The 12,572-nt window shown below is 70.2% G+C and carries 10 protein-coding genes; 7 read left to right on the top strand and 3 right to left on the bottom strand.

Translation table 11 applies throughout. From position 1 onward, the window contains the following. Window positions 1-474: 474 nt before the first annotated feature. Window positions 475-924, top strand: coding sequence for a PTS sugar transporter subunit IIA (locus tag ACWGIH_RS40660; RefSeq protein ID WP_453451306.1), 450 nt, complete (start codon window positions 475-477; stop codon window positions 922-924). Window positions 925-1,000: 76 nt separating this feature from the next. Further along, window positions 1,001-2,671, top strand: coding sequence for a phosphoenolpyruvate--protein phosphotransferase (ptsP, locus tag ACWGIH_RS40665; protein ID WP_453451307.1), 1,671 nt, complete (start codon window positions 1,001-1,003; stop codon window positions 2,669-2,671). Between the two features lie 58 nt (window positions 2,672-2,729). Here ptsP and ACWGIH_RS40670 read toward each other — a convergent pair whose 3' ends face one another. Both ACWGIH_RS40670 and ACWGIH_RS40675 read right to left on the bottom strand, forming a co-directional pair. Continuing rightward, entirely contained in the window at window positions 2,730-3,623 is an 894-nt protein-coding gene (locus ACWGIH_RS40670) for a hypothetical protein (RefSeq protein WP_453451308.1), read from the bottom strand. 78 nt (window positions 3,624-3,701) lie between these two features. Continuing rightward, window positions 3,702-5,684, bottom strand: a complete 1,983-nt coding sequence (locus ACWGIH_RS40675) for an acetoacetate--CoA ligase (protein WP_453451309.1) — start codon at window positions 5,682-5,684, stop codon at window positions 3,702-3,704. A 214-nt stretch (window positions 5,685-5,898) separates the two neighbouring features. Between ACWGIH_RS40675 and ACWGIH_RS40680 the strand changes: the two genes are divergently transcribed. Then, the gene (locus ACWGIH_RS40680) at window positions 5,899-8,265 is read left to right on the top strand and encodes a glycoside hydrolase family 31 protein (protein WP_453451310.1); all 2,367 of its coding nucleotides are present in this window, start codon (window positions 5,899-5,901) and stop codon (window positions 8,263-8,265) included. Here ACWGIH_RS40680 and ACWGIH_RS40685 read toward each other — a convergent pair. Next, window positions 8,256-8,789, bottom strand: a complete 534-nt coding sequence (locus tag ACWGIH_RS40685; protein ID WP_453451311.1) for an NUDIX domain-containing protein — start codon at window positions 8,787-8,789, stop codon at window positions 8,256-8,258. The two genes, ACWGIH_RS40680 and ACWGIH_RS40685, sit on opposite strands and share 10 nt — an antisense overlap. Before the next feature lie 84 nt (window positions 8,790-8,873). On the opposite strand from ACWGIH_RS40685, the gene ACWGIH_RS40690 reads away from it, so the two are divergent. The 4 genes from ACWGIH_RS40690 to ACWGIH_RS40705 all read left to right on the top strand — a co-directional run bounded on the left by ACWGIH_RS40690 (window position 8,874) and on the right by ACWGIH_RS40705 (window position 12,562). Next, window positions 8,874-9,680, top strand: coding sequence for a M15 family metallopeptidase (locus ACWGIH_RS40690; protein WP_453451312.1), 807 nt, complete (start codon window positions 8,874-8,876; stop codon window positions 9,678-9,680). A 102-nt stretch (window positions 9,681-9,782) separates the two neighbouring features. Further along, window positions 9,783-10,226, top strand: a complete 444-nt coding sequence (locus ACWGIH_RS40695) for a Zn-ribbon domain-containing OB-fold protein (protein ID WP_453451341.1) — start codon at window positions 9,783-9,785, stop codon at window positions 10,224-10,226. Next, complete coding sequence (locus ACWGIH_RS40700) at window positions 10,223-11,413, top strand: lipid-transfer protein (protein ID WP_453451313.1); 1,191 nt, start codon at window positions 10,223-10,225, stop codon at window positions 11,411-11,413. Before ACWGIH_RS40695 ends, ACWGIH_RS40700 begins: the two co-directional genes overlap by 4 nt. Window positions 11,414-11,806: 393 nt before the next feature. Next, window positions 11,807-12,562, top strand: a complete 756-nt coding sequence (locus tag ACWGIH_RS40705) for an MIP/aquaporin family protein (RefSeq protein ID WP_453451314.1) — start codon at window positions 11,807-11,809, stop codon at window positions 12,560-12,562. Window positions 12,563-12,572: the final 10 nt, after the last annotated feature.

Genomic DNA, 12,572 nt, shown 5'->3' on the forward strand with positions numbered 1-12,572 from the left:
CTCTCGGGCTTTCCTCCGGGCGCTTCCTTTCGGTGTTTCATTTTGTCTTGCTGTCTTGCGTTTCCGACTCTATCAGACTCTTTCGTGTCCGATTTTCCTCGGCGCCTTTCCGGTTCCCGCTCCGGCCTTTCGGCTTTCGCGTTTCCCTTTCCGGCGAGTCCAAACACTATCAGGACTTTCTCGACTCCCTGACCACTCATCTGCGAGCACGCAGAAGCTGACCCAGGGATTAGGATCCGACTTGATAGATGCCGCCGAGTCCGGACGCTGACCGCGTCGCTCGCCTCAGGCAGATGTCCGACTGTACATCGGCCGTTGGGGCGGGCGCAAATCGTTTGTGCAGTACCCCTAGTCAGTCATCCGGTACCTCTCGCGCGGAACCGGGACTTTTTATGACTTACCCTTCTGAACAGTGCGTCGTCCAGGACAGGTAGTGACGGCGGCTACGTATCTCCACCCCCTGGGAGGCTTGCCATGACCAGCGTGACGTCCCCGCTTGCCGGACGCGCCATTGGGCTGTCTGCAGTACCGGACCCCGTCTTCTCCGGCGCGATGGTCGGGCCCGGCACGGCCATCGATCCCGTGCGCGAGCCCTCCGAGGCTGTCGCGCCCGTCGACGGCATCGTCGTCTCGCTCCACCCCCACGCCTTCGTCGTCGTGGACGACCAAGGACACGGTGTGCTCACTCACCTGGGCATCGACACCGTCCAGCTGAACGGCGAGGGCTTCGAGCTGCTCGTCAACAAGGGTGACACCGTGCAGCGCGGTCAGTCCATCGTGCGCTGGGACCCCGCGGCCGTCGAGGCGGCCGGCAAGTCTCCGATCTGCCCGATCGTGGCGCTCGAGGCCACTGCAGAGTCCCTCTCCGGTCTCATGGAGGATGGCGACGTAAAGCCTGGGGACGTTCTCTTCAGCTGGAAGTGACGTCATCGCCGTCCCCGACGGCGGGCACGACATACACCGCGGCGGCTGGGCCCGTCGCTCTATCGGAGACGGTGAAATGGAGACAACGCTGCGAGGCGTCGGCGTGAGCCACGGTGTGGCGATCGGCGAGGTTCGGCACATGGGGACGGCGGTCCTTGAGCCGCCGGCCAAGCAGATTCCCGCGGAGGAAGCCGAGCGCGAACAGGGGCGCGCTCGCCAGGCGGTGGAAGCTGTGGCGGCCGACCTGAATGCGCGCGGCAACCTGGCCGGTGGTGAGGCGCAGGCGGTTCTCGAAGCGCAGGCCATGATCGCTCAGGACCCCGAGCTCATGGCGGACGTCGACCGGCGGGTGACCGTCGGCAGCTCTGCGGAGCGCGCCATCTACGACGCGTTCTCCCACTACCGTGAGCTGCTCGCGGGCGCCGGCGAGTACATGGCCGGTCGCGTCGCCGACCTCGACGATGTGCGGAATCGTATCGTCGCCCGTCTGCTGGGCGTTCCGATGCCCGGTGTCCCGGACAGCGACGAGCCCTACATCCTGATCGCGCGCGATCTCGCGCCGGCGGACACGGCGTTGCTCGACCCCACGCTGGTGCTCGGTTTCGTGACCGAGGAGGGCGGGCCGACCAGTCACAGCGCGATTCTGGCGCGTGCGCTCGGTGTGCCCGCGATCGTCGCGCTGCCGGGTGCGGGTGAGCTGGCCGAGGGCACGGTTGTGGCCGTGGACGGCAGCACCGGTGAGATCTTCGTCGAGCCGAGTGCGGAGAAGAGGGGGCAGCTCGAGGCTTCGGCCGCCGAGCGCAAGGCCGCTCTTGCCGCGTCGACCGGTCCCGGTGCGACGTCCGACGGGCACAAGGTTCCGCTGCTCGCCAACGTCGGCGGTCCCGCGGATGTGCCCGCGGCGGTGGAGGCAGGGGCCGAGGGTGTCGGTCTCTTCCGTACCGAGTTCCTCTTCCTCGACGACAGCACCAAGGCGCCGTCGGAGGAGAAGCAGGTCGAGGCGTACCGCAAGGTGCTCGAGGCCTTCCCCGAGGGTCGTGTCGTCGTGCGTGTGCTCGACGCCGGGGCCGACAAGCCGCTGGACTTCCTGACGCCCGCCGACGAGCCGAACCCGGCGCTGGGTGTGCGCGGGCTGCGGTCGCTGCTCGACCACCCGGACGTGCTGCGTACGCAGCTGACCGCGCTGGCCAAGGCCGTGGAGGGACTGCCGGTCTACCTCGAGGTCATGGCGCCGATGGTCGCCGACCGCATCGACGCCAAGGCGTTCGCCGACGCGTGCCGTGAGGCGGGGCTGCAGGCCAAGTTCGGTGCCATGGTGGAGATTCCGTCGGCCGCTCTGCGGGCGCGCTCGATTCTCCAGGAGGTCGAGTTCCTCTCCCTGGGCACCAACGACCTCGCGCAGTACGCCTTTGCCGCCGACCGTCAGGTGGGTGCCGTGTCCCGGCTCCAGGACCCGTGGCAGCCCGCGCTGCTCGACCTGGTCGCGCTGTCCGCCGAGGCGGCCAGGGCCGAGGGCAAGAGCTGTGGCGTGTGTGGCGAGGCGGCTTCCGACCCGCTGCTCGCGTGTGTGCTGACGGGTCTCGGTGTCACCTCCCTGTCGATGGGTGCGGCGTCGATTCCTTACGTGCGGGCGACGCTGGCCAAGTACACGCTGGCTCAGTGCGAGCGTGCGGCGGCTGCCGCGCGTGCCGCTGACAGTGCCGAGGACGCCCGGAAGGCCGTGCAGGCCGTACTGTCCGGGGAGTAGCCGGAACCAGGTGTGTGAGGGGCGCTCCATCCGTCATGGGTGGGGCGCCCCTCGGCGTTCAGTGGCGGTGTCTCCCGTCGGGCTCGGCGTCCCCGATGGTCGGTGCGGCGCAGTAGTCGACGCCGGATTCCGGGGCGACCAGGTCTCCTGACACCGCGTCGGTGCAGTAGGCGTCGAAGACTTCGGCGGCGGTGAGGGGTAGCAGTCGTTCCCCGTGCAGGCGCCAGCCCTGGACGCGGTCGCGTTCGCCGTCCGCGATGGTGCGCATCACCAGGCCCGCGGCGCTGTGGGTGGCGATGCCGACGGCGAGGACCGTGGTGAACTCCAGGGCTTCGGTCTCGTCCAGGTGCGTGCCGCCGTCGGTGTCCTCTGCCGTGTGCAGGGCGGCCAGGAGTGTTTCCGAGGCGGCGGGCACGCTGCAGACGAGGTGACGGATGCCGGGGCCGGGGGTCTCGAGCAGTTGGACGACGAGGTCCGATGCCCGGTTGAAGGCTTCGCGGCCGATGTCCTCGCGGCAGACCGTGCAGGCACCGAGGCGGGCCAGGAGCATCGTCGCGTACTCCCAGGTGGCCTTGCGGATCGCTTCGTCGACCAGGTCGGGGAGGAGATCGGCGAGGGGGCGGCCGTCGTACGGCACGGTGGGCCCTGCGGCGGCGAGTTCGGCGGTGAAGCGGGTGCGGCTGGCCGGGGCGTCGGGGTCGAGGCCGGTCTCGGCGCAGTACTCCGCGTACTCCTCGGGGTCGAAGAGCGCGATGGCTGTGTGTCCGCCGTCGGAGGCCAGTGATCTGAGGAGGCCTTCGGCCTGCCTGAGGTAGGTCGTGTGGTCGTCGAAGGTGAAGGTGCGGTAGCGGCGCATCGCCGCGAAGTCGTCCTCGTCGGCCAACAGGCCGATGGTGCCGGCGACTTCGCGGCGTAGCGCCCGCCGCATCGTGGTGTGCTGGGTGCGCGTCATGATTCCCCCTGGCGTTACGTCGATCAATGCTCACTCAGAGTAATTGCGGGCACTGACAACGGCGGCCTGGCGGGAGGTTCAGGAGCGCTTGCGGGCCAGTTGCTCGTAGAAGCGGAGCAGGTCGAGGTTGTCCACCGAGCCGGGGTTGACCGCCTTGTCCAGCGCGGTGCCCTGGAGCAGTCGCTTGACCGGGACCTCGATGCGCTTGCCGGTGAGGGTGTGGGGGATGCCGGGGACCTCGATGACCTCGTCCGGGACGTGGCGCGGGGAGAGCTGGGCGCGGATCGTCTGCTTGATGCGGTCGCGCAGTCCGTCGTCGAGGGTGGCGCCGGGGGCGAGGTGGATGAAGAGGGGCATCCAGTAGCCGCCGTCGGGCTGTTCGACGCCGATGACGAGGGATTCGCGGATCTCCGGCAGGCGTTCGACGGCTTCGTAGATGTCGGCCGATCCCATGCGTACGCCCTGGCGGTTGAGTGTGGAGTCGGAGCGGCCGTGGATGACGACCGAGCCGTGCGAGGTCACGGTGATCCAGTCGCCGTGGCGCCAGACGCCGGGATAGGTGTCGAAGTAGCTGTCGTGGTAGCGGCTGCCGTCCGGGTCGTTCCAGAAGTGGATCGGCATGGAGGGCATCGGGTTGGTGACCACGAGTTCGCCGACCTCGTCCACGAGGGGCTTGCCCTGGGGGTCCCAGGCCTGCAGGTCGGTGCCGAGGCCGGGGGCCTGGAGCTCGCCGATGTGGACGGGCAGGGTGGGGACGGCTCCGGCGAAGCAGGAGCAGACGTCCGTGCCGCCGCTGACCGAGGCCATCCACAGGCCGCCGGGGGTGTCCTCGAACTCGTCGTGCAGCCAGCGGAATCCGTCGGGCGGGAGCGGGGATCCGGTGGTGGCGACGCACTTGACGGTGGAGAGGTCGAAGTCGCGGGCGGGGTGCACGTCCGCCTTGCGGCAGGCCATGACGTACGCCGCCGATGTGCCGAAGAGCGTGGCCTTGGTGCGTTCGGCGATGCGCCACTGGGCGCCGGTGTCGGGATAGCCGGGGCTGCCGTCGTAGAGGACGATCGTGGTGCCGGTGAGGAGGCCGGAGACGAGGAAGTTCCACATCATCCATCCGGTGGACGTGTACCAGAAGAAGCGGTCGTCGGGGCCCAGGTCGCAGTGCAGGCCGAGCTGCTTGAGGTGTTCGACGAGGATGCCGCCCTGGGACTGGACGATGGCCTTGGGCAGGCCCGTGGTGCCGGAGGAGTAGAGCACCCACAGGGGGTGGTCGAACGGGACCGGTTCGAAGACGGGGGCGGTGTCCGACGCGGTGAGGGCGGCCCATTCCAGGGCGCCTTCGGGGGCCTCGGTGCCGAGCAGCGGGATGTGGACGACGGCGCGCAGGGTGGGAAGTTCGCGGCGCAGTTCGGCGACGGCGTCGCGGCGGTCGTGCTCCTTGCCGCCGTAGCGGTAGCCGTCGACGGTGAACAGGACGACCGGTTCGACCTGCTGGAAGCGGTCGAGGACGCTGCGTGCGCCGAAGTCCGGGGCGCAGGAGGTCCAGACGGCGCCGACGGCCGCGGTGGCCAGGAGGGCGACGACGGCCTGCGGGATGTTCGGGACGTATCCGCTGACGCGGTCTCCGGGGCGTACGCCGAGTGTGCGCAGTTCTGCCGCCAGGGAGCCGACCTGGCGGCGCAGCTCGCCCCAGGTGATGGCGGTCGGCTCGTGCGTCTCGTCCACATGGAGGAGAGCCGGGTCGCCCGCGCGCGCAGGATTCTCTGCGGCGCGCAGTGCGTGTTCGGCGTAGTTGAGCGTAGCTTCGGGGAACCATGTCGCGCCCGGCATCGAGCGGTCTCCGAGTACGCGCGCGTAGGGCGTCGAGAACCGCACGTCGAACCAGTCGGTGACCGCTTTCCAGAACGTGTCCAGTTCGTCCACGGACCAGCGGTGCAGGGCCGCGTAGCCGCCGTCGGCGGGTGCTCCGTGGCGTTCGGCGGCCCATGCCTGGAATCGCGTGATCTGCGCGGCGGCGATCCGTTCCTGGTCGGGCTGCCAGAGCGGTGAGGGGTTCGCTGAGGACATGGGTCGGCTCCCGGGCTCTACGCGTCGTATGCGTGTGTGGTGCGCGCGTGCTGGTTGTGCGCGCGACACGGCTGACAGGGACGATGCCACGTGATCGATTTCGACACCAGGGTGTGCCGCACACAGTCGGCGAGGCGACTATGTGCCGTCACCCCAGGTGAACGGCAGTTGAACGATCCACACGGGCGGCTTCTTCGGTGGCAGGGTGAGCAGCATGAACGGTCGTGACCTGGTGCGTTCGATGAAGACGGTCGGCTTGATCGGTACGGCGCAGGGGTTGCGTGCGGTGCGGTCCGCGTGGCGCAGGCAGCGGGCGGACGCCGCCGCGCTCGCCCCCCGGGGTGTCGAGCGCGCGCGGGTGCCCGGTCCGGTGACGGGGGTGGAGCCGGGGCCGGGGGGCGGGGTGGTGCGGTTCGCCCGTTCGGAGCTGCGAGTGCGGGTCACGACGGGCGGGGCGATCTTCTGGGGCTGGGACGGTGCGGAGCCCGACCCCTCGTACGCACTCGTCAGCGGGAGCCCCGACGCGGACCCGCGGGCCGTCCTCGAGCCGGACAAGGAGGGCGGCTGGCGGGTGGTGTCGGAGCGGGCGACCGTGATCGTCTCGCGGCTGGGCGCCGTGGAGCTGCGGACGCCCGGCGGTCTGATGCTGCGTCGTGATCTGCCGCCCCGCTGGTGGGAGTCGGACGGCGGTGCCACGCGCTGGCTGCAGCGCTCGCAGGTGGCGGCGGACGCGCGGTTCTTCGGTCTTGGGGGCCGGGCGCGGGGGCCGCGGCTGCGGAACGGGTCGTACCGGCTGTGGAACACCGATCCCGGGGGTTCGTTCGGGCCTGGCGACGGCCCTTTGTACATCACCATGCCCGTGCAGTTCGTCGTGGCCGACGCCGGCTGTCATCTGATGTTCCACGACAACACCTGGGACGGCACCGTGGCGGTGCGCGAGGGCGAGGAGGGTGCGGGGTCGGGACATGACAGGGCGGGTTCGACCGAGGTGCGCATGGACGGCGGTCCGCTGCGGTGCTGGGTCATGGTGGGCACCCCCGCGCGCGTGCTGCACGCCTGGGCCTCGCTCACCGGGCCGCCCGCGCTGCCTCCCGCGTGGGCGCTCGGGCACCATCACGCGCGGTGGGGCTTCGGCAGTGAGCGTGAGGTGCGGCGGATCGTCGCCGGTTACCGGGATCGGGGGCTGCCGCTGGATGCCGTACATCTGGACATCGATCACTACGAAGCGCATCAGGTGTTCACCGTCGACAAGGAGACGTATCCCCATTTGCCGCAGTTGGCCGATGACTTGCTCGAGGACGGCGTGCGGCTGGTGTCGATCGTCGATCCGGCGGTGAAGGCCGAGCCGAGCAACGAGGTCTACGACAGCGGCAGCGCGACCGACGCCTTTGTGCGGGATGCCGCGGGGCGGACGGTGCACGGGGTGGTCTGGCCGGGCCAGGCGGTGTATCCCGACTTCACGGACGCACGGGTGCGGGCGTGGTGGGGCGGTCTCTACAAGGAGCGGCTCGCCCAGGGCTTCGCGGGTTTCTGGCACGACATGAACGAGCCGGTGTCCTTCGCCGCCTTCGGGGAGCCGACGCTGCCCCGTTCGGCCCGGCACGCGCTGGAGGGCCGCGGCGGCGACCACCGTGAGGCGCACAACGTGTACGCCCTCGGCATGGCGCGCGCCGGGTACGAGGGGCTGTGCGAACTGCACCCCGAGGAGCGGCCGTTCTTGTTCTCGCGCTCCGGGTGGGCGGGGATGCAGCGCTACGGAGGGACGTGGTCCGGGGATGTGGCCACGGGGTGGCCAGGGCTGCGGGCGTCCTTGTCGCTGGTGCTCGGCCTGGGGTTGTGCGGTGTGCCGTACTCGGGCCCTGATGTGGGCGGGTTCGACGGCAGTCCGTCACCCGAGCTGTATCTGCGGTGGTTCCAGCTCGGCTCGTATCTGCCGCTGTTCCGTACGCATGCCGCGTTGCGGGCCGGGCGCAGGGAGCCCTGGGAGTTCGGTCCGGAGGTCCTTGAGCACGCGCGCGTGGCGCTCGGTGAACGCCGGCGGCTGCTGCCGTACTTCGTGACGCTGGCGCATCTGGCCCGGCGTACGGGTACGCCGTATGTGCGGCCCCTGTGGTGGGGCAGTCCGGAGGACCGGGGGCTGCGTGACTGCGAGGACGCGTTTTTGCTCGGGGACTGTCTGTTGGTGGCGCCGGTGTTCGAGCCGGGGGCCGTCCGCCGCGCGGTCCGGCTGCCGCCGGGCCGTTGGTACGACACGGCGACCGGCCAGGCATACGAGGGCCCGGCCCGGGTGATCCTGGAGGCTCCGCTGTCCCGTGTCCCCGTGCTCGCGCGGGCGGGCGCGGTGCTTCCGGTGCGGGGCGCCGACGGTGGACTCGAGCTGGAGGTGTGGGCTCCGGCGCCGGGGCGTACGGGAGGCGGCCTCGTGGTCAGGGACGCGGGTGACGGGTGGGAGGAGCCGGAGATCGAGCGGTTCGCCGCGCGGTGGGCGGGAGAGCAGGTGGTGGTCGAGCGGGACGGCGCGGAGGCGGGCGACGTGGGGCTCCCGGTGACGGTGCGGGGAGGCTCGCGGCGTCAGATGTAGCGGCCCGTGAACCAGGCGCGCACCGCCAGCGTGTGCAGGGGGAAGGCGAGTTCGGCCGGGCGGTGCAGCAGGTGCCAGCCTTCGGTCTCGGCCGTCGGTACGGGATCCGGCAGCTCGGCCGCCGGGCGCTCGGGCAGGAGGCCGAAGAGCAGCAGGTAGCCGTCGGGTGCGCTGAGGGCGTCCGCGAGGCGGACGTCACGGCTCCGCGCGTCGATGCCGGTCTCTTCCCGGAGTTCACGGACGACGGCGTCCCGCCAGTCCTCCCGGTCGTCGATGAACCCTCCGGGCAGGGCCACTCCCCCGCGCGCGGGGGCGATGGTGCGGGTCACGACGACGAGGGCGGTGCCTTTGGTGTCGTACACGGGCTGCAGGGCCACCGCTACGGGCAGCGGGTTGCGGTAGGCGGCCGTGCCGCAGGCGGCGCAGGTGCGGGGCCAGGCGGAACGCCGCTCCCCGTACGGGGCCCCGCAGCTCGAACAGTGGGAGCCCGGTGCGGGTGCGGCACGGTGCTGGGATGCGGACACGCCGCGGACTGTATCCGATCTCCCGTCCGATACTCCGGTGACGGTCTTTCGCTCCGGGACCGGATCCTGATAGATGCAGGGTTCATGACAGGAATCGCCCCCGCACTGCGGAAACTCGCCGTCACCGCCACCGCTCTCGTCGCCGTGGCCGCCGTCTCCGCGCCCGCCCATGCCAAGCCCGAACCCAAGGCGCCCGACGAGTTCGTGGCGTTGCGGGACGTCGATCCGACGATCATCCAGGAGATGCGGTACCTCACGCCGCACAACTTCGTGGGCGAGCCCATCGACGGCTACAGGAAGCCGATGTGCATCCTCACCGAGCCCGCGGCGAAGGCGCTGCACAAAGCCCAGCGCACGCTGCTGCGCAAGGGCTACTCCCTGAAGGTGTACGACTGTTACCGGCCGCAGCGGGCCGTCGACCAGTTCGTGCGGTGGGCCGAGGATCTCGGGGACGTACGCATGAAGGCGGAGTTCTATCCCCATGTCGACAAGTCGCGGTTGTTCGAGGACGGTTACATCGCGGCGAAGTCCGGGCACAGCCGTGGCTCGACGCTCGATCTGACCGTCGTGAAGCTGCCCGCCCCGCCCACGCGGCCGTACGTCCCCGGAGAGCCCCTCACGCCCTGCTTCGGGCCCAAGGACGAACGGTTCCCCGACAATTCCCTGGACATGGGGACGGGCTTCGACTGCTTCGACACCCTCTCCCACACGGACGATCCCCGGATCACCGGCAAGCAGCGCGCCAACCGCGATCTGCTGCGGGGCGCGCTGGCCAAGGTCGGTTTCGTGAACCTCCCCGAGGAGTGGTGGCACTTCACGTACAAGCCCGAGCTCTTCCCTGACACCTACTTCGACTTCCCCGTGGCGCGTCGTTCGCTGCAGGGGAAGTAGCGGGTGCCGCGCTACTGACGCGATCCGGTTGCCCGTGGCACACTTCTGACGTTCCGTCAGATCCAGTGTCGTGGAGGAGCCTTGACGCGTACGCGCACTCCCGTGGTGACCGGCTGGTTCGCCGGGGAGGGAGACAACTTCCGCCTTCTGGGCACGCGCTGCTCGGCCTGCGCCAGTGTCTTCTTCCCCCGCGAGGACGGCTTCTGCCGCAATCCCGGATGCCCGGGCGGCGACCTCGAAGAGGTGCCGCTCTCCCGCCGCGGGCGCGTCTGGTCGTACACGGACAGCCGCTACCGACCGCCCGCGCCCTATGTCTCCGACCCGGAACTTCCCTGGCAGCCCTACACGTTGATAGCTGTGGAACTGGAAGCGGAACGGATGGTGGTACTCGGCCAGGCGACTGTGGGAATCACCGTCGCCGATCTGGAGGTCGGCATGGAGGTGGAGGTCGTCCCCGGCGTGCTCGACGACGAGGCCGGGGCGGGCGACACCGACGAGGGCCCGGCGACGACGTGGCACTGGCGGCCGGTGGGGGTGGGCGCATGACCAGCGAGGTGGCGGTTCTCGGTGCGGGCATGCACCCGTGGGGCAAATGGGGCCGGAGCTTCGTCGAGTACGGCACGGCGGCGGCCCGCGCCGCGCTCGCCGACGCCGGAGTGGACTGGCGCGACGTGGGGTCCGTCGTCGGGGCCGACACGGTCCGCGGCGGCTATCCCGGGTATGTGGCGGGGGCGACGTTCGCGAAGGCGCTCGGCTGGCAGGGCGCGCGGGTCGCCAGCGTGTACGCGGCATGCGCGTCCGGGGCCCAGGCGATCAACACGGCGCGTGCGCAGATCCTCGCGGGCCTCGCCGACGTCGTCCTCGTGGTCGGGGCGGACGCCGCGCCCAAGGGGTTCTTCCGGCCCGCCGGAGGGGACCGGCAGGACGACCCGGACTGGCTGCGGTTCCGCCTCCTCGGTGCCACCAACCCCACCTACTTCGGCCTCTACGCACGCCGGAGGATGGCGGTGCACGGTGACACGCTGGAGGACTTCGCCCAGGTCAAGGTGAAGAACGCGGCGGCGGGGGCGCTCAACCCGAAAGCGCGCTACCGCAAGACCGTCACCGCCGACGAGGTGGCCGCCTCGGCCGTCGTCGCCGACCCCTTGCGGCTGCTCGACATCTGCGCGACCTCCGACGGAGCGGCGGCGCTCGTGCTCTCCAGCATGGAGTTCGCCCGGCGGCACGGCGCGACCAGCCCCGTGCGCATCCGGGCCGTGTCCACGGTGACGCCGACGTACCCGACCACCGTCCTGGACCTGCCGGACATCGCGACGGACTCCGCGGCCGCCGTGGCACCGGCCGACGGATCGTTCCGCGCCTCCATCGCGCACGCCGCGTACGAGGAGGCGGGCATCGGGCCCGACGAACTCTCCTTGGCGGAGGTCTACGACCTCTCCACGGCCCTCGAACTGCAGTGGTACGAGGACCTGGGGCTGTGCGGCGAGGGAGAGGGGGCCAAGCTGCTGCGGGAGGGGGCGACCGCTCCGGGCGGGCGCATACCGGTCAACCCCAGCGGTGGACTCGCTTCCTTCGGAGAGGCCGTTCCGGCGCAGGCCATCGCCCAAGTGTGCGAACTGACATGGCAGTTGAGGGGGACTGCGGGGGCGCGGCAGGTCGAGGGGGCGCGGGCGGGGATCACCGCGAATCAAGGGCTGTTCGGGCATGGCTCCGCGGTGGTCGCGGTGCACTGACCGCTGTCACCGGCCCTCCCGCACGCGTCGCGGGAAAGCTCACGGACGCCTCACAGAGGAAGGGCGTACGCCGGTTAACCGTTGCCGTCCGCGACCTTGACGCTCCATCACCACCGGTGAACACTTCCGGTGTCAGTCGGCATCGCCGCACTTCGGCTCCGCGCCATTCAGGGCCCCTGTACGCGTGAAAGGTCTGCCCGAAGGGCCTGTTCAGCGGGTCATCCCCCTCTGGGCGATTCGACTGCGACGGCACGCTCGCCATGGAAGCCGGGCGGGGCGCGGGACACCCCTGCCTTCGGCTGAAGTCACCGGGCAAAGCCAGGCAGTAGTCGTGGAACGCACCCAGCACGGAGTACCGGGGCCACCGCCCCGGGCGAGGGCCTAGGAGCCGCCATGTACTCGAATGGGGACATCTTCGTCGGTGAGATCATCGGCACCGCGATCCTGATTCTTTTGGGCGCCGGCGTATGTGCCGCCGTCACCTTGACCCACTCGAAGGCGAAAGCCTCCGGATGGGTCGTCATCGCCTTCGGATGGGGCTTCGGTGTGCTCGCGGGCGCGTACACCGCGGGGCCCCTCTCCGGTGGGCATCTCAACCCCGCTGTCACGCTCGGCATCGCGATCGACACCGAGGAGTGGGGAAAGGTCTGGATCTATCTGCTCGGGCAGATGGTCGGCGCGATGCTCGGCGCCGTTCTCGCGTATCTCGTGTACTACGCGCAGTTCAACGCCAACGTCTCCGGGAGCGTCAAGGACAAGGTGACGAGCGCGCACGAGCCGACGCCGACCCTCGGCATCTTCTCGACGATTCCGGAGATCCGGAACCCGGTCGCCAACCTCGTCACGGAGATCATCGCGACCATCGCCCTGGTGCTGCCCATCCTCGCGTTCGGTCTCACCAAGGGGCTCGGCGAATCCGGCACGCAGACGCTGATCGTGGCGTTCCTCGTCGTCGGCATCGGCCTCTCGCTCGGCGGGCCCACCGGCTACGCCATCAACCCGGCCCGTGACCTGGGCCCACGCATCGTGCACACGTTCCTGCCGATCCCGAACAAGGGCACGTCCGACTGGAGTTACGCCTGGGTCCCCGTGGCCGGGCCGCTGATCGGCGGAGCGCTCGCAGGTCTCATCTACAACGTAGCCTTCTGACGCTAGGGGT

Source organism: Streptomyces sp. NPDC054872, from assembly GCF_053610705.1.